Raw genomic sequence first — 16,574 nt, forward strand, 5'->3', positions numbered from 1 at the left:
GAAGTACAGAAGACGCGGTGGCGTCCGGATCCGGTGCTGGTCACCCTTTGCGTGACGCAGCTCATCAGCTGGGGCACGCTCTACTACGTCCTCCCCGCGGTCGCCGCCGAGATCGTCGCCGACACCGGGTGGAGTCTCGTCAGCGTCATGGCCGCCTTCTCCGCGGGTCTTCTCGTCTCGGCCGGCGTGGGTGTCGGCTTCGGGGGTCTGCTCGACCGCTTCGGGGGCCGCGTTGTCATGGCGTGGTCATCGGCACTCGCCACTGCTGGCGTCGTGCTCGTGGCCACAGCCAGCACCTTCCCCATGTTCGTCGTCGCCTGGGTCGTGGTCGGCGTCGCGCAGGCGGGCGTGCTCTACCAGGCCGCCTTCACGGTCATCGGGCTCCGCTACGGAGCAGCCGCCGGAAGACCTCTCCTGGTGGTCACCCTCGTTGCCGGCCTCGCCTCGACGCTGTACGTGCCGGGCGCGACACTGCTCGCCGAGGTTGTCGGCTGGCGCGGCACCTACCTCGTGCTCGGTGCTCTCCTCGCCGTCGTCACGATCCCGCTGCACGCGCTCCTGCTGCCGAGACGCGACCCCGTGCCCCGACAGGTGCCGAACGGGGAGCGGATGGAGAATCCGGTCGTTGTCAGGAGCAGTCGCTTCATCAGGCTCTGCCTCGGCGTGACGCTCCTCTCGTTCAGCGTCTACGCCGTGTCCCTCAACCTCATCCCGCTGCTCTCCGAGCGGGGCATCGACGCGAGAGCGGCGGCCCTGCTGCTCGGGCTCGTGGGCGTGGGGCAGGTCGTAGGCCGCGTGCTCTTCACCGTCCTCAACCGCGTCGTTCCGCTGCCGCTGCGCGCACTGCTCGTGGGCGCTGTCGCGAGCCTCACGCTCGTGGCGTTCGCGCTCATCTCGGGTCCGTTCGCCGTGCTCGTTCTCCTCGCGCTGCTCGCCGGGGCGGCCCGCGGTGCGTTGACGCTCGTGCAGGCCACCGCCGTCGTCGAGCGCTGGGGCACCGAACGGCTCGGCACGCTCAACGGGGTGTTCAGCGCCCCGATCACGGCATCGATCGCGCTCGCCCCGGTTGCGGGGGTCGCTCTCGCGGCTGCGGTGGGCTCGTTCCCGCTCGCGGTCGCGCTCCTGGCTGGTGTCGCGGCGGTCGGGGCGCTCCTCGTCTTCGAGCGGCCTCGAAGAGGTGCTTACCTCACGGAAGTGGGGCGCAGGGCGCTGGGACATCAGGGGCCCTGCGCAGATCGCAGAGACGAAGACCGGCAACGACAAGCGCTCCGGTGACCGGCGGGCGTTCGAGCACAAGCAGCTGCAACGGCTCCCCGATCGCTGTGAGCGCAGCCCGGAGTGCGCCCTGGAGCCGGGGCTGGTTGGTGATGACACCGCCCGCCGCCACGATGCGTTCGCCGACTGCACCCCGCTGCCGCAGTGCGTGCACGGCGGCGGCGATGTAGTCGGCCGCATCAGCGATCACCCTGATGGCGCTGGGGGAGCCCAGATCTGCGGCTTCGAAGATGAGAGGCGCGTGGCCTCCCCACTCGGTCAGGCTGGCCCGGTCGGACATCGCGAGTGTGAGCTCGGTGAGGTTCGTTGCTCCGTATGCAGCCTGCAGCAGCTCAGCGAGAGGGTCTGGGCCGGTAGTCGTGTGATCAGCGAGGCGGTGCAGCTCACGAAGCGCTTCACGGACGAGCGCTGGTGCGCTGCCGAAGTCGTTGAACCGCCAGCCGTACCCCATTGCGCGCAGTGGAGCGCCGGACTGGTCACGTCCTACCAGGACGGTTCCAGTTCCCACTATCAGCTGCAGGGAGGGCTCGGGACCCAGGGCATGACCAAGGAGTTCCGCGTCGTTGGAGACGGTGATGAGCCCCGTGCCGAGTGCGCTGGAGAGTTCGCGCTCGGCACGGCGGGCTTGTTCGGGAGTGTCGACACCGTTCAGGCCAGCTGCGACGCTGGTCTCGGCGTCCACGCTCCCGTGGTCGTGGACGATGCCAGCAAGGCGCTTGAGGTTGCCTGTGTCGGAGAAGAGGGAGCCCCGTCGCCACTCCGTGGAAGAGACGACGAGCTCCCCGCGCAGCCCCGAGGTGTCCTCGAAAGCAACGTGGGTCTTCGTGCCGCCGACATCGAGGCCGACGAAGCGCAGAGTCGGCGCGGTCACCGGGCTTGGTCTTCGATGCGGACGAGCTCGCGGGAGCGGAGCGTGTAGATGGCACCGTGCTTGTCGGCCGCGAGGTGCGGCCCGCTGTACCAGCCGCCATCGATGCCGGCGACGACGACCGTGATCGCGAATGTCTGCGGGTCGATGCGGAACAGGGTCGTGTCCGTGACGACGTAGACGCTGCCGCCGGCATTGGTCATCGCCGCGAAGCCCGGGGTGAGGGACCGCTGGTCGGACGTGTGCACGATGGCACGCTCAGTGCGATCGATGACGATCAGCGTGCCCTTGATGGTGATCGCGAACAGGTGCTCGCCCTGGACGGCGAGCGCGGCGATGCCATTGGCCTGGTTCGTCTCCACCCGCCAGAGCTCGCTCTGCAGCGTGGGGTCCCAGGCGACGATGGTGCCGCGCGGCCCGGTCTTCTGGGCGTTGTCCCCGCCGAGGTACGCGACACCGTCGGCGGTTGCGACGGCACGCACGAGCTGGATGTCGTCGATCGGGTTGACCGCGATGCTCGCGACCCCTGTGGCGGGCTGGTAGGTCCACAGGGAGCCACCGCCCTCGGTGTCCGCCTGTGCGGCGACGAGGAGCAGCTCGTTGCAGGCATCCCAGGTGGTGTCCAGGGGGCGATTCTGAGCTTCCGGGAAGCTGGCCACGCGCCGGGTCGTGGTGCCGGTTCGAGGGTCGTGCGCCCAGATGCCCTGGCCGCTGTACTGGCCCGTGTAGAGGACGCCGTCGATGACCTCGGCGTCTTTCGCCTCGCCAGGGATCGTGAGGTTGAAGACGTCCCCCGTCCTGAGGTTGTGCCGGGCTACACCGCCATTGCCGCCGACGTAGGCGTATCCAGCGCCGACGGCGATGCCCATGCAGGCCTGCGGTCCGATGGGGGCACCCGCCTCACCGAGGTCGATGACGCGCGTGGCTGCATCGGGCAGCGTGACCACGGCGACGATCGCGTATCCGGAGGTCGCGACGAGGGCCCCGTCGAGAGCGTCCAAGCCCCAGATCTCCCCGAGATCCAGCCCCTTGAGATCGAGCTGTCGCACGGTCGTTCCTGAGGGGTCCCAGGAGAGGATGCCCGTCTCGTTGGCGCAGTAGACGGTGTCGTCGAGGACAGCGAAGTTCTTGGCGACCTTGCCGATGGAGGCCGCCAGCGAGTAGGAAGTGGGATCCGCCAGCTCGAGACGGGCGATCTTGCTCGATTCTGCGGCGCCGGCAGTGGAGACGAGCAGCTGCTCGTCGACGACGGCGAGATCACGAATGCTCGGGTCGTTCGTCATCTCCGCTGGGGTGATGTTCGAGAACTGGGCTGCGGCTCGATCGAAGGCGTACAGGGCGGCGCGGCTGGTGCTGCCGCCGCCACCGAGGGTGCTCCCGGCGCCGAAGTAGACAGTCTGGTCGGTCGCTGCGACCGTCCGTGCCAGGGTGACCTTCGCATCCGGCACGCCGAGACTCACGAGGCCTCCGACCGCGGGGTCGTGTTGCCAGAGCGCGGGGGCTGTCGTCCCGCCCCCGCCGACAGCGAAGAGCACTCCGTCTGGCGCGACCGCGAGGGCACGCACATCGCGATCGCCGATGGCGCCGATCGCGGTCGCCGGACTGTTCGGGCTGTCCAGGTCCCACCGGAACACATTGGGTTGGCTGCCGGCCGACTTCTGCAGAACTCCGATGTACAGCAAGCGCCGAATCGGGTCGAGCCCGAGTGCTTGGATGCTGTGCCCGTTGCCGACCGTGGTGGAGGCGATGACCTTTCCTGATGCGATGTCGAGCGCGATGACGCCGGTGGTCTCCAGGTTCCGGGATCCGATGTAGGCGACGCCGTCCAGCAGCACGCTGCTCATCAACGCGTACTGCTCTATGGCGGGGCCGAGCGAGGTGATCCTCGGTGCGCGAGGGGCGGCATCCTCAGCGTAGGAGGGGGTCGCGAAGGCGGCCAACGCGACGGTCGTGCCGATAGCGGTGAGGACGGTGCGGCGAGAGATCTGAGACATGGGGACTCCCTGAATGAGAACGTCGGGTACAAGAGGGCGCCCCGCGGGGCTGTTGCTGGGGTTGGGGTTCAGGCGGTGACCGCGAACCGTGCCGCCGTGAGACCGTGTGCGAGATCGTCACCGCTGGAGAGGCGCGCCAGCTCTTCCCGCACGGACTCGGCGAGACGACCGAGTTCAGTGCCGTACGAACCGGCGATGTGGGGCGTGAGCAGGGCACGCTCCGCCACGTAGAGGGGGTGCTCGGCCTCGAGGATCCAGGGGACGGTGACATCCAGGATCGCGTACAGCTCGCCGGCGACGACGCGAGCGGTCAGGGCATCCTGGTCGATGATCTCGCCCCGCGCCGTGTTGATGAGCGTCGCATCCGCGCGCATCAGGTTGATGCCTCGGGCGTCGATGAGATTGTGCGTGCTGGGGAGGGACGGGGCGTGGACCGAGACGACGTCGCTTGTGGCGAGCAGCTCATCCAGCCCGACGCTCGTGACCGCAAGGTCCGCCGCGTCGTCGTCGCTGAGATACGGGTCGTAGACGACGACCTCGAAGCGGTAGGCGCGCAGGAGCTCGATCACGAGACGGCCGATCGTGGACGCGCCGACGATTCCGACGCGCTTCTCGAACGCCCCCAGCTGGGGGTAGCTGCTCTCGACGTCGAACGCTCGTCGAGCGTCCCGGTAGTGACGCGCCATGGGCAGGACGCGTTTCGCGGCCAAGACGATCATCGCGACGGTGTACTCGGCGACGGGCACGGCGTTCGCCGCCGCCGCAGTGCTCACCCTGATCCCGCTGTGAACGACAGCTTCGCTCACGTAGGGCTTGATGGTGCCGGCAGAGTGCAGGATCGCCTCCAGGTTCGGGGCGGCGGCGAGGACGCGGGTGTCGACGCGAGGAGAGCCCCAGCCGGTGATCAGCACCTCCACGTCCGCGAGGATGCCCCGAGCCCGGTCGGACTCGAACTCGACGATGTGCCCGAGGACGTCGGCGGTCTCAGCGATCGCATCGATCTGCCGGGGTGGGAAGACGCGGTTCAGTGCGGCCGTGGTCATCGCGAAGGCGACGCGTTTGCGGGGACTCACTTCACACTCCCGGCGCTGAGGCCAGCGCGCCAGAAGCGCTGCAGCATCACGAACGCGATCACGAGGGGCACGATGGAGAGGAAGGAGCCGGCGATGACCAGGGTGGAGAAATCCGGGTTCTGCTGCACCTGGCTCTGCCAGAGCGCGATGCCGACGCTGGAGGGAAAGAGGCTTCGGTCCTGCAGCATGATCAGCGGCAGCATGAAGTTGTTCCACACGCCAACGAACTGGAACAGGGCGATGGTCACGAAACCTGGGAGCAGCATCGGGAACCCGATCTGCAGGAAGGTGCGGATGGGGCCAGCCCCATCCACCCGGGCCGCCTCGAGGACTTCATTGGGGAGGTAGCCGGCGCTGAAGACGCGGGCGAGGTACACGCTGAACGGGTTGCAGAAGGCGGGGATGAGCACAGCCCAGATCGTGTTCGTCGCGCCGACGGACGCGGCGAGGAGATAGAGCGGGATGACGGTTGCCGTGTTGGGGATGAGGACACCGACGAGGACCAGGGCGTAGAGGGGTCTGCTGCCCTTGAAGATGAACTTGTCGAACGCGTAGCCGGCCATCAGAGCGACGAATCCTCCGATGATCGCCCCCGCACCGGCGTAGAGGATGCTGTTCGCGAGCCACCGGAGGAAGATGCCGTCGTCCTGCGTGAGGAGTCGCGACATGTTCGCGAAGAAGTCGCTCCCGATGGAGAACGCGTCTCCGGAGTACAGGCCGGAGGCGTCCTTGGTGACCGCGAAGACGAGCCAGAGCAGGGGCAGCACCATGTAGGCGGTGCCGACGATCAGCAGGCCGTTGACCGTGAGTGCAGCGCCACCGGAGCGGCGCCGCGCGCGACGGCGACGTGGCGGAGCCGTGGGCGGCTCGGTCGAGACGGTCGGTGCGTCAACGGAGTCGAGCGTCGCGGTCATGATGTGGGCTCCTTCGAGGTGAATCGGGTCACGGCCCAGGACAGGACTCCAGCGAGCGCTGCGAGCACGATGGAGGCCGCGGCCGCCTCTGGGAGGTTGTTGCGGTTGAAGGCCGCGTCGTAGGCCCACATGTTGGGCACCCAGGTGCTGGTCACTGCGGTCGTGGCGGAGGAGAGGATGCGGGGCTCGGTGAAGAGCTGCAGCGAGCCGATGACGGTGAACAGCAGCGCAACTCCCAGGGCTGGGGCGATGAGGGGCGTCTTGATGGAGATGGCGGTGCGGATCCCGCCGGCGCCGTCGATGCGGGCTGCCTCGAGCACTTCGCGGGACACTGCCTGCAGAGCCGTGAAGAGGATGATGACGTTGTATCCGGCCCATTCCCACACTGCGATGTTGACCATGGACGGCAGGACCAGCTCGACCGAGAGGAAGTTGATCTCGATCCCGCCGGAGGCGAGCGCCTTCACGATCGGGCTGACACCGGGGGTGTAGAGGTAGGCCCAGATGAGTGCGGCGATCACGCCGGGAACCGCGTGAGGCAGGAACAGGAGGAGCTGGAAGGTGCGCTTCGCGTAGGTGACGCCCGCGTCCAGCAGCAGCGCCAGCGTCAGCGCGACCAGCAGCAGGACGGGAACGTAGAGCACGCAGTAGATGGCCAGCCGGCCGAACCCTTCGATGAAGCTCTGGTCCGAGAGGACGGAGATGTAGTTCCCGAGTCCCACGAACTCTGTTGTCGTCTCACCGAAGCCCAGGCCGGAGCGGGACTCGGCGAACAGGCTCATGCCGATCGCGTAGACGACCGGGGCGATCATGGTGACCAGGAAGAGGGCGAAGAACGGGACCAGGAAGATCGCGGCGGTGCGCCCGCCCGTGCCCGACACTCCGGTGCGGCGCGGCGCCCTGGGTTGAACGCGCTTGAGGAGTGTCATTCGGTCACGTCCAGCCCGAGCCCCTCGAGACCTTCGACGGTTCCCGTTTGCGTGCTGCTGAGCGCGTCGGCGAGGGTTGGGGCGCTGGTGACGCCTTCCTTCAGCTCAGTGCTCGTGATGTCGTAGCTGGGGCCCCAGGCCCACGGGGCGAGGTTCGCGGACGCGTCGTCGAAGACCTGGTAGATGTCGTTGCCGTAGTAGTCGACGGGGGCGACGGATTCGGCGACCTCGTTCAAGCCGGGGTAGGCGAGGTACGCAGTTCCCACGGCGCCACGGGCCTGCACGGCTTCCTCGGTTGTCGCCAGCCACTTGAGGAACACTGCAGCGGCCGCGGTGTTCTCGCTCGTCTCTGCGAGCGCGAAGCCGGTACCCCCGTTGAGCGCGCCGGTCGGTTCGCCGTCCCACGTCGGTGGTGCCGCGGCGATCCACTTGCCTGCCTGCCCAGCGGCCTCGGTGCGCGTCTTCAGCCCGGATGCGCTCCATGAGCCGCCGATCCAACCGTTCACGGTGCCGTTGCCGAGGTCCGCGGTCCATTCATCGCTGTAGCCGAGCTGCTTCTTGATCAGGTCCTCATCGATCAGCCGCTGCCAGAAGTCGGCCACCTTCACCGACGCTGCGTCGTCCACGGCGACGTTCCAGTGGTCGTCCTCCGCGGAGAACCACTTCCCGCCGGCCTGCCAGGACAAGGGGGCGAGCGGTGGCTCGTTCGTGAAGAAGCTCGCGAGGTACGCGTCGGGGTTCCACGCCTTCACTGCACGAGCCGCCGCCTCGAACTCCTCCCAGGTCGTCGGAACGGCAACTCCGGCGGCGTCGAGAACGTCCTGGCGGTACCAGTTCACGAGGGGCGGCGCGTCGTACGGGAGGGCGTAGCTGTCGTCGCCGAACGTGACCAGGTTCTCCACCTGGTCGTCGTAGGCGGAGCGCGTCTCCTCATCGACGAGGTCGGTCAGCGGGAGCACCTGGCCGGAAGCGACGAACCCGGGCAGTCGGTCGTACTCGATGCCGACGACATCCGGGCCCGTGCCGGAGGTGATCGCTGCCGCCAGCTTCGTGTACCCGCCGTTCGCGCCATTGGGGATCTCTTCGAACGAGACGGTGATGTCGTCCTGGCTCGCGTTGAAGGCGGCCGCGACATCCGCCATGCCGCTCAGTGAGGACCAGAAGGTGACCTCGCCGGTGGCCGGACCGGCCGGTGGGGCAGCAGGCGCGGAACCGGTCGGCGCGCAGCCGGTGAGAGCGATCGCCGTGACCAGGATGGCAGCGGGGATCGGGAGACGACGCAGACGCATGAGGGACTCCTCTGAGACAACAACGGTGGTGTGGATCGATCATCGATGCTCCACCCCCACGCGCCAAGCGTTCGTCCCTCAAACGCTCACAAACGCACAGAATCTCTGGTGCGAAGCGTCGACTCCCGGACTATGAGACTCGGTAGGAGGATCATGCGCACAACAGAACGCGCTCGCTCATCGCCCAGGCGAAGGCGGTCCATGACCAGGCGGAGCGCCGTGTGGCCGAGCTCGTGCTTGGGCGGCGCAACCGCCGTCAGTGGCACTGCCGCGAGGGCCGAGATCTCGTCGTCGTAGGCGATCACCCCGAAGTCCTCGGGCACTCGCAGACCTCGTTCGATGACGAGGTCCGTGAACGCCATCGAATCCGCGTCGCCGAGAATGATCGCCGCGGTCACGCCCTGGGCGAGGCAGTCGTCCAGCAGCTGCGTGAGCTCGGAGATGAGCACGTTCTGGCCGGCCGGGGGATGGGGGAGCTCCCGCCGCATCCGGCCGGCCTTGTTCCCTGTTGCGCGCATCGCCCGCTGGTACCCGATGTTCAGTCCGGTGGCCGTGGCAACGGGGCGGGCGGCGAGGGCAATCCGTTCGTGTCCTTCATCCACGAGGTGCCGCACGGCGATCTCCGCGCCATAGCTGTGGTCTGAGCGCACCCACTCCAATCGGCCAGCCATCGCCTCGTCGATCGAGCGCTCCACGACCACGATCGGGACCGGCGCGCGCTCCAGGAGCTCAAGCAGAGGCGAGTCCTCGTGGATCGTGTCGTGCGGCGTGATCAGGAGAGCATCCACGCCTCGATCGATGAGGCGCTGCGCCTGGCGCAGCTCCTCCGCCTCGGAATAGCTTGTCGCGCCCACCACCAGTCGACAGTTCAGCTCACGGGCGGCTTGGCTCGCCCCTCTGATCACTTCCGGAAAGTAGTACGCGCTCGTGGGCACGATCATCCCGATGGTCGCCACGGGGCGTTCGCTCGCGCGTGATGCGCGCGGATCGGCGCGCTCCTGCTGGACTGCGACTCCCGGTGAGAGCGCTCCGCCGTGCACCCGCACCAGCAACCCGTTCGATTCCAGCGCGATCAGATCGCGTCGCAAGGTCATCTGCGAGACGCCGAGCCTCGCCGCCAATGCGGCGTTGGTGATGGAACCGCGCAGCTCCAGTTCACGCAGAATGACATCCCGACGGGCGGCGGCGACCATGGCGTACTCCAAACGGACTCATTCGAACAAGAACACCCGAATGCAAACACACCTCGACCCCTCCGCGCGAGCGTCACCTACACTCCGGGACATGCCCGCCCCACTCACCGCCCTCGTCCTCAACGGCGTCGGACGCTACGCAGACCCCTGGCATCCCTTCGCGGAAACCACCGCTCAGCTGGTGCGGCTCCTCGAGGAAGAGGGATTCGCATCAACTGTCGCCACCGATGTCGATTCCACTCTGAGCTCGGATCCGCCCGCTCCCGACCTGCTCGTCGTGAACCTCGGTCTTCCCCGCGACGGCGGGGAGGTGCCCACGGCCAGTGCCCGAGACGGGTTGCGTCGACTCCTCATGAGCGGCACCCCGCTGCTGGCCATGCACGTCTCCTCGACCAGCTTCACCGAGTCCCCCGAATGGGAAGAAGCGCTCGGCGGTCGGTGGGTTCGAGGGGTTTCCATGCACCCGGAGCAGGACGAGACCCGGGTGCAGGTCGTTGCAGACCCGATCACCGTCGGCATCGAGGACTTCACGATCAACGATGAGCGCTACAGCCACCTGCGCGTGGCTGACGCCATGCGGACGTTGCTGACCCACGACCACGACGGCGCCACGCACCCGCTCATCTGGACGCGCGACGAGACGGACGAGTACGGCCGGGCCGCCTACGATGCGCTCGGGCACGACGCTCGATCCTTCGAAGCTCCGGAGCACCGAGAGCTCCTCCGGCGACTCATCCGCTGGTTGCGTCCCTAGGGTGACGACGGGCAGTGCAATGTCGCTGAGTGGAAACTCGAACTCGCCTGAAGGGCTGGGCCGAAGCATCCCTCCTGATACGCCTCGAGGCCCCCTGCGTTTCGATGCGCTGAGGTTCTGCGATGCCACCAGCCGTCCAGCCAGGCTCAAGCGAGTCGGCAGACGACGGCGCCGTGCGGTCTGTGGGTTCTGCTCGTTCGCCGATGGGACTCGAGTACTTCGAATCCGCACGCCTCCAGAGCTCGCTCGAGCTCGCTCGCCGGCCACCGGTACGCGGTTGTGATGGCGTGATCGAACGCTTCACGCACGGCGCCTTCGAAGTACCCGATGGCGAGCAGGCCGCCTGGGCGCAGGACTCGAGCGAACTCGGTGAGGGGTTCGGAGATGCGAGACGGGTCGTGGTGGATCGTCGAGTACCAGGACAGAACGCCTCCGAGGGAGTCGTCGGGCTCGTCGATCTCGTCGATGCTCCCGACATCGAATCGCACGCCGGGATAGGAGGAGCGCGCACGCTCGATGAAGTCCGGGACCAGGTCGATGCCCCGGACCTCGAGCCCGCGACTGGCGAGGTAGTTCGTCCAATGCCCGGGCCCGCAGCCGGCGTCCAGCACCCGACCTTCGACTGCCGCCGCCCAGCTGTCGATGAGCTGACGGTCGGAGTCGTGCACCGACTCCATCGAACCCAGGAGGCTGCTGTACTCGTCGGCTCGGAGGGAGTACGCGTCCGTGGTGTTCGACATTCAGCCGATGCTAGCGAAACGCGACCCAGCGCCGAGACTCCTGGGAGGGCACACGGGAAGACGGGTACGACAGGCCTGGAGAATGCGGCGCCCGTCACCACGCTCGGGATAGGGCGGTGATGCGCTAGCCTTCACGCAGAGGGAAAAATCCCGTCCTGCTGAGGCAGACGGAAACGCACAAGCGGTCTCGTCGGAGTCGCCACTTCTTCATTGAAGGAGTGCGCTCATGTTCGAATCCACGACGCCTGCCGCCGTACAGGCTCCCCCGCCACGTCTGCGCGATGCGTGGGTTGCGCTGACCGGCCTCTCTGCGGTGTTCCTGTTCGAGATGCTCGACAATTCTGTCCTGAACGTTGCGCTCCCCTCCATCGGGCGCGAGTTCATCGCACCCACCGCCTCGCTGCAGTGGGTCTCCGGGGCGTACTCGCTCGCCTTCGGCAGCCTCATGCTTCTGTTCGGTTCGGTCGCTGACCGGTTCGGTCGCCGCCGCATCATGCTCGCCGGCCTGACGTTGCTCGCGATCGTGAGCGCGCTGACCGTGTTCGTCACGTCGATTGAGCAGCTCATCACCGCACGCGCGCTGATGGGAGTCGCCGCGGCGATGACAGCCCCAGGGTCGATGGCGTTGGCTTTCCGGCTCTTCGCTCGAGACGAGTTGCGCGTGCGGGCGCTGACGGTCATCTCGACTGCTGGGTTGGTGGGCCTCGCCGCCGGGCCCACGATTGGCGGGTTCGCTCTTGCCGTGTCACCGTGGCAGGTACTGATGGTGGCCAATGCTCCGATCGCAGCGATCGCCTTCTTTGGCATTCGCGCGGGGATCGCCGCTGACCAGCAAGCAGATCTTCACCGCGACCGCATCGATGTGATCGGCGCGATCCTCGGCACGGCAACCGTCGTCGGCGTCCTGCTCACTCCGACCCTGTTCGTCGCTGGTGCCGACGTCACTGTGGAGTGGAGCACAGCGACAGCCACGGTCGTCGCGGCCGTCGCATTCGTGGTCCGTATCCGCATGGCGCGCCATCCGCTGCTGGACTTGCGACTCGTCGGACAGCCTCAGGTCGCGAGTGGTCTGGCGTACAAGGCCGCCGCGGGCCTCGCGATGGCAGGGCTGTCGTACCTGGTCACAGTGCAATTGCAGCTCGCGTGGGGGTGGCCGCCCGCCCTCGCCGCGATCGCCACGCTGCCGCAGATCGTGGTGCTTCTCGTGAGCGGCCGCTTCGTCGGCCCGGTTGTCAGACGGCTGGGTCTTGATCGAGCAGCCTGGATGAGCGCGACCGCTGTCGTCGCGGGCCTTGCCGTGTTCGCGCTCCTGGGTCGCTTCGGTTACGCCTGGATCCTGCTTGCGCTCGTGCTCGTCGCCGCCGGGATGCGGGTCGTCGGCGCCGTCGCCGGGAACAACGTCCTGCGCGGCCTCCCCGAGAACCGCACCTCCATCGGTGCCGCCCTCGTCGACACCGCGAGCGAGATCGCCACCGCAGCCGGGATCACCGCTGCTGGCACGATCCTGGCCGCCCATGTCGCCGGCACTATCGCGACGGTGACCTGGACCCCGGACCGACTCGCATCGTTGCAAGACGCGATGCTCATCGCCGGTCTGAGCATCACCGTCCTCGCTGCGGCGCTCGTCGCCATCGGCATCCAACGTTCGCGTCGCACCCTTCCCACGTCGATCACCACACAGGAGTCCACCGATGTCTGACCTCACACCTCGCCCGGCCTTCGATCCCGAGCTGGCCACCTTCCTCACCGCACTCGAAGCGCACGGGCCTCTCACCCTCACGACCGAGATGCTCCCGCACCTGCGCGGCCTCGACATCACGGAAGATGAACTCGACGAGCGGCTGCGGGCTCGCGGGTACGAACGGCGGACGCTCACCGTGCCAGGCCACCTCGGTGATCCGATCACCCTCGCCGTTGTCCAGCGCATCGGTCGCACCGGGATCACGAGCGCGTTCTACACGATCCACGGCGGTGGCATGGTGTTCGGCCACTACCTGGGGAATCTGGACTCATACGAGGACTGGCTCCTGAACGACCACGACGTGGTGCTCATCAGCGTCGACTATCGCCTCGCCCCCGAGTATCCCGACCCGTATCCGGTCGAGGACTGCTACGCGGGGCTGGCCTGGGTCGCAGCAAACGCCGATGCGCTCGACATCGACCCAGAACGCATCGTCGTCGTCGGCCAGAGCGCCGGCGGTGGGCTCGCCGCAGGTACTGCCCTTCTCTCCCGGGAACGGAAAGGGCCAGCCCTGATGGCGCAGATCCTGGTGTCGCCGATGCTCGACGACCGGGACTGCACGGTGTCGACCAGGCAGATCGACGGCATCGGGGTCGCGGATCGGCAGATGACTCGCTTCGGATGGGACGCCTATCTCGGATCCCGCCGCGCCGGCGAGGATGTCTCCGTCTTCGCCGCCCCCGCCCGAGCAACCGATCTCTCCAACCTCCCGCGCACCTACATCGACTGCGGCAGCGTCGAGGTCTTTCGTGATGAGACAGTCGCGTACGCGAGCAGCATCTGGGCAGCAGGCGGCGACGCGGAACTCCACGTGTGGCCGGGTGCCTTCCACGGATTCACGAGCATGATGCCGGGCGCGGTCATCTCTCGATGCGCCACCGCCGCGCTGGCCGACTGGACGAGGCGACTTCTCGACATCGCGACGCAATCACGATGAGAGATATGCACATCGTTCGGTGAGGATCGGAGCACTCCGATCAGCAGCTTGAGTCGATCACTCGCGTACTTGTTCCATCGGCGAGGAGGGCCTGGTCGTCGGCGAGGGGGAGCAACGGGTAGTCAGCTCCGTACGTGTCCAGCGTCGAGCGAATGAGGTCCGGTGGGTAGGGCGGCAGCTGCCCATCCGCATGCGGGATGACGGTCTGCTCGACCAGCCCGAGGCCGGTGAGATCAGTGAGCAGGGGCCCATCTGCGGGGTCGTCCATCAGGGAGGCGGGCGTGACATCGGGCCCCGCGATGATCGATCCGGCGCTGGACCCGACATAGGGGAGCCCCGCTCGCACGTGCTCGACCAAGGGGGCGTCGCAGCCAGACACGCGCAGCGCCTCAAGGAGCGCGAAGGTGCTCCCGCTCGCCACGTACAGCGCATCCAGCCCTCCGAGCACGCGCTCGAACTCGGCGACGCTCAGGCCCCGAACGGTGATGCCGACGACCTCGTGGCCCAGCTCCTCCACAGAGTCGCGTTCTGCTCGCACGAACGGAGCTTCCGAGAACGCCACCTGGGCGTCGTCGATGTAGCCGAGGCGGAGCGGGCCTTCGCGATCTGTCGACTCCGCGAGGAAAGACGACAGCGCACCCGGACAGCGAGACAGCAGGAGGATCTTCACGCCGGGCACGGTATCAGCCACAGCCGACAGCTCCATCGAACTCAGGAGGCTGCTGTGCTCTTCCGCTCGAAGCTCGTTGCGTTGCGTCCAGACGTTAGAGCCAGTCGCGCTCGCGGGCCACTCGGGCTGCGTCATGGCGCGTGCCGGCACTCGTCTTCTGCATCGCACTGGAGAGATAGTTGCGGACTGTTCCCGGGGCGAGGTGGAGCCTCCGTGCGATGTCGCGGACGGAGTACCCCTCACGCGTCTCGCGCAGGACGTCGACTTCTCGGGCGGTGAGCGGCGAATCATCAGCCATGGCGGCCTCGAGGACATCATGGGCGATCCACCTCTGCCCAGCGTGAACGCGCTCGACGGCGTCCGCGATGTCTTCCGGGTCGGAGGCCTTGCTCATGAAGCCGAGCACACCGAGGTCCAGGGCTCGCCGGAGCACGCCGGGCCGTGCGTGTCGAGTGAGCATGAGGACGCGTTGGGCGGGCCGCTCGGCCAGGATCCGTGCAACGGCCTGCAGCCCGTCTGTCCCGGGCATCTCGAGATCGATGACAAGCACGTCAGGCTCGTGCTCGAGCGTGGAAGCGACGGCTTCGTCCCCGTTGCTCGCCTGGCCGACGACCTGGATCAGGCCATCGAGGGGGAGGAGCGCCGAGAGCGCGGTGCGCAGGAGGAGTTCGTCGTCCGCGAGGACCACGCGGACAGGGCCGCGGCCGCTGCTCACGACGCACTCCGCGCCGGAGTCTCGACCGACGGCGAGTTGATGTGAGCTGAGACGGTGAAGGTGGGCGGGGTGTGCTGCACGAACAGCGTCCCGCGATTCGCCTCGAGTCGTTCGCGGAGTCGTGCGAGGCCACGGAGCGCAGCACCCTCCGCGCCGACTCCGTCGTTGGTGATCTCGATGCGGTCTGGAGTCGCGATGATGGTCACGCGCTCGGGGCTGGCATGACGCAGCAAATTCGTGGTCGCTTCGCGAAGCACCTGCGCGAGCAGCTCATGTGGGCTGGCCCCCGTCCCATCTGCGACCTCCGTCCTGACCTGGATGCCCACCGCCTGGCACAGCTTCGTGGCGTTCTCGAGCTCGGCCAGAAGGTTGAGTCGATGCCGAGCGTAGGCGAGCGTCCGAGTCTCCGCGATGGTGTCACTCGTGAGCTGGCGGATGTCATCGAGTTCGCTGATGGCCCGGTCTGGATCTGTCGCAACGAGACGACGGGCGAGAGCGGCCTTGAGCTTGATGACGTGCAGCGTGTGGCCCTGGATGTCATGCAGGTCTCCTGCGAAGCGCATCCGCTCGTTCGCGACGGCCAGTTCCGCCTCCGTCCTGGCAGCCACTTTCAGGCGCCGGACGACGAGCCAGACATGCTCGCTGAAGACGATGACCCCGGTGATGAACAACGTTCCCAGGGCCGGAGAGACCAGATAGAGAGTGACGAGCTCCCACGTCACCGGGTGGAAGACGAGCGCACTGGCGCCCATGCCGGCGACACCGGCCGCGAACACGACGAACCACAGCGTCCGCCTCCGCGACCTGGCCAGAAGCATGGCCCCGATCAGTGACAGCGGCACGAAGCTGATGGGGCTCGATGCGGTGAGCGAGCCGACACCCCAGCCCACCGCCGTGAAGATCAGCGCGAACATGGCCCTCCGCGGGTACCGATCCAGGCTCCACTCGCGGAGTACCCCGAGGGCCAGGAGGTAGCCGATGGCGGCCGTCGCGCCTTCCCACCAGGATGCGGCGGTGACCGCAACGCCCAGCAGGCTGAGCGGGGCGATCGCCACGACGGCCGTGACCATCGCCAGCTGGCGCATCCGCCGCTCGGACGGGACGTCATCTCGCCCCACCATGTCGATGGTCACCTCCGAGTCTCAGCGTCCCGCGTCTTGATTCTGCGTCCGACGGGCACCTTGGCGATCATCGCAGCAACAAGCATGCCGAGCGCAATGTACTGCAGGCTGGGGTTGTCGAGAAAGAAGCCGGTGATGTCCGCCGGCAGGGTGGTGAAGATGCCGAAGTCCCAGAAATGGAAACCGAGGTACGCGAGGAATGCCGTCACCGTCACGGCGATCACGGCGTTGAGTGTCAGGTCGATTGCCTTCATAGTTCTCCAACTCTGGCCAGTTCCACGCGCTCCGGGTAGTGACGCTGTGTCACCTTCCTCGGTGACCTGACGTCACTACCGACTCTTCCCGTCTGACGGTGAGGTGG

General features: G+C 67.4%; 16 protein-coding genes. 4 read left to right on the forward strand and 12 right to left on the reverse strand.

Translation table 11 applies throughout. The annotated features are described in order from the left end of the window. Positions 1-51: 51 nt before the first annotated feature. The gene (locus GV007_RS16990; protein ID WP_160074710.1) at positions 52-1,275 is read left to right on the forward strand and encodes an MFS transporter; all 1,224 of its coding nucleotides are present in this window, start codon (positions 52-54) and stop codon (positions 1,273-1,275) included. On the opposite strand, the gene GV007_RS16995 is transcribed toward GV007_RS16990, so the two are convergent. From GV007_RS16995 to GV007_RS17025, 7 genes are all read right to left on the reverse strand, one after another. Beyond that, a complete protein-coding gene (locus GV007_RS16995; RefSeq protein WP_160074712.1) occupies positions 1,187-2,146 on the reverse strand; it encodes an N-acetylglucosamine kinase in 960 nt (319 codons plus the stop codon). The two genes, GV007_RS16990 and GV007_RS16995, sit on opposite strands and share 89 nt — an antisense overlap. Next, the gene (locus tag GV007_RS17000) at positions 2,143-4,137 is read right to left on the reverse strand and encodes a DUF5074 domain-containing protein (RefSeq protein WP_160074714.1); all 1,995 of its coding nucleotides are present in this window, start codon (positions 4,135-4,137) and stop codon (positions 2,143-2,145) included. Before GV007_RS17000 ends, GV007_RS16995 begins: the two co-directional genes overlap by 4 nt. A gap of 68 nt (positions 4,138-4,205) precedes the next feature. After that, on the reverse strand, positions 4,206-5,210 hold the full coding sequence (locus tag GV007_RS17005) for a hydroxyacid dehydrogenase (protein WP_236558607.1): 1,005 nt from the start codon (positions 5,208-5,210) through the stop codon (positions 4,206-4,208). Beyond that, on the reverse strand, positions 5,207-6,124 hold the full coding sequence (locus tag GV007_RS17010) for a carbohydrate ABC transporter permease (RefSeq protein WP_160074716.1): 918 nt from the start codon (positions 6,122-6,124) through the stop codon (positions 5,207-5,209). Before GV007_RS17010 ends, GV007_RS17005 begins: the two co-directional genes overlap by 4 nt. Next, entirely contained in the window at positions 6,121-7,053 is a 933-nt protein-coding gene (locus GV007_RS17015) for a carbohydrate ABC transporter permease (RefSeq protein WP_160074718.1), read from the reverse strand. The genes GV007_RS17010 and GV007_RS17015 overlap by 4 nt, the downstream gene beginning before the upstream one ends. Further along, positions 7,050-8,342, reverse strand: coding sequence for an ABC transporter substrate-binding protein (locus tag GV007_RS17020; RefSeq protein ID WP_104301230.1), 1,293 nt, complete (start codon positions 8,340-8,342; stop codon positions 7,050-7,052). Before GV007_RS17020 ends, GV007_RS17015 begins: the two co-directional genes overlap by 4 nt. Positions 8,343-8,428: 86 nt before the next feature. Beyond that, entirely contained in the window at positions 8,429-9,535 is a 1,107-nt protein-coding gene (locus GV007_RS17025) for a substrate-binding domain-containing protein (protein WP_160074720.1), read from the reverse strand. A 91-nt stretch (positions 9,536-9,626) separates the two neighbouring features. Between GV007_RS17025 and GV007_RS17030 the strand changes: the two genes are divergently transcribed. After that, a complete protein-coding gene (locus tag GV007_RS17030; protein ID WP_160074722.1) occupies positions 9,627-10,289 on the forward strand; it encodes a ThuA domain-containing protein in 663 nt (220 codons plus the stop codon). A gap of 146 nt (positions 10,290-10,435) precedes the next feature. On the opposite strand, the gene GV007_RS17035 is transcribed toward GV007_RS17030, so the two are convergent. Continuing rightward, on the reverse strand, positions 10,436-11,029 hold the full coding sequence (locus GV007_RS17035; protein WP_160074724.1) for a class I SAM-dependent methyltransferase: 594 nt from the start codon (positions 11,027-11,029) through the stop codon (positions 10,436-10,438). A 226-nt stretch (positions 11,030-11,255) separates the two neighbouring features. Here GV007_RS17035 and GV007_RS17040 point away from each other — a divergent pair, with 226 nt between their 5' ends. Both GV007_RS17040 and GV007_RS17045 read left to right on the forward strand, forming a co-directional pair. Next, positions 11,256-12,728 carry an MFS transporter gene (locus tag GV007_RS17040; RefSeq protein ID WP_160074726.1) on the forward strand — a complete coding sequence of 491 codons (1,473 nt, stop codon included), beginning with the start codon at positions 11,256-11,258 and terminating at the stop codon, positions 12,726-12,728. After that, a complete protein-coding gene (locus tag GV007_RS17045; RefSeq protein WP_160074728.1) occupies positions 12,721-13,707 on the forward strand; it encodes an alpha/beta hydrolase in 987 nt (328 codons plus the stop codon). Before GV007_RS17040 ends, GV007_RS17045 begins: the two co-directional genes overlap by 8 nt. A gap of 40 nt (positions 13,708-13,747) precedes the next feature. On the opposite strand, the gene GV007_RS17050 is transcribed toward GV007_RS17045, so the two are convergent. From GV007_RS17050 to GV007_RS17065, 4 genes are all read right to left on the reverse strand, one after another. Continuing rightward, complete coding sequence (locus tag GV007_RS17050; protein ID WP_201297761.1) at positions 13,748-14,398, reverse strand: Type 1 glutamine amidotransferase-like domain-containing protein; 651 nt, start codon at positions 14,396-14,398, stop codon at positions 13,748-13,750. Between the two features lie 73 nt (positions 14,399-14,471). After that, positions 14,472-15,092: a response regulator transcription factor gene (locus GV007_RS17055; protein WP_236558608.1), complete on the reverse strand. Its 621-nt coding sequence runs from the start codon at positions 15,090-15,092 to the stop codon at positions 14,472-14,474. Further along, positions 15,089-16,225, reverse strand: a complete 1,137-nt coding sequence (locus GV007_RS17060) for a sensor histidine kinase (RefSeq protein WP_160074730.1) — start codon at positions 16,223-16,225, stop codon at positions 15,089-15,091. The genes GV007_RS17055 and GV007_RS17060 overlap by 4 nt, the downstream gene beginning before the upstream one ends. Continuing rightward, on the reverse strand, positions 16,222-16,467 hold the full coding sequence (locus GV007_RS17065; RefSeq protein WP_160074732.1) for a hypothetical protein: 246 nt from the start codon (positions 16,465-16,467) through the stop codon (positions 16,222-16,224). Before GV007_RS17065 ends, GV007_RS17060 begins: the two co-directional genes overlap by 4 nt. Between the last annotated feature and the right edge of the window lie 107 nt (positions 16,468-16,574).

It is taken from the genome of Pseudoclavibacter sp. 8L, from assembly GCF_902506465.1.
Lineage (GTDB): Bacteria > Actinomycetota > Actinomycetes > Actinomycetales > Microbacteriaceae > Pseudoclavibacter.

Coding starts and splice junctions, on each gene's coding strand:
- GV007_RS17000 (WP_160074714.1), bottom strand. CDS start 4,137: ATGTCTCAGATCTCTCGCCGCACCGTCCTCACCGCTATCGGCACGACC.
- GV007_RS17010 (WP_160074716.1), bottom strand. CDS start 6,124: ATGACCGCGACGCTCGACTCCGTTGACGCACCGACCGTCTCGACCGAG.
- GV007_RS17015 (WP_160074718.1), bottom strand. CDS start 7,053: ATGACACTCCTCAAGCGCGTTCAACCCAGGGCGCCGCGCCGCACCGGA.
- GV007_RS17020 (WP_104301230.1), bottom strand. CDS start 8,342: ATGCGTCTGCGTCGTCTCCCGATCCCCGCTGCCATCCTGGTCACGGCG.
- GV007_RS17025 (WP_160074720.1), bottom strand. CDS start 9,535: ATGGTCGCCGCCGCCCGTCGGGATGTCATTCTGCGTGAACTGGAGCTG.
- GV007_RS17030 (WP_160074722.1), top strand. CDS start 9,627: ATGCCCGCCCCACTCACCGCCCTCGTCCTCAACGGCGTCGGACGCTAC.
- GV007_RS17035 (WP_160074724.1), bottom strand. CDS start 11,029: ATGTCGAACACCACGGACGCGTACTCCCTCCGAGCCGACGAGTACAGC.
- GV007_RS17040 (WP_160074726.1), top strand. CDS start 11,256: ATGTTCGAATCCACGACGCCTGCCGCCGTACAGGCTCCCCCGCCACGT.
- GV007_RS17045 (WP_160074728.1), top strand. CDS start 12,721: ATGTCTGACCTCACACCTCGCCCGGCCTTCGATCCCGAGCTGGCCACC.
- GV007_RS17065 (WP_160074732.1), bottom strand. CDS start 16,467: ATGAAGGCAATCGACCTGACACTCAACGCCGTGATCGCCGTGACGGTG.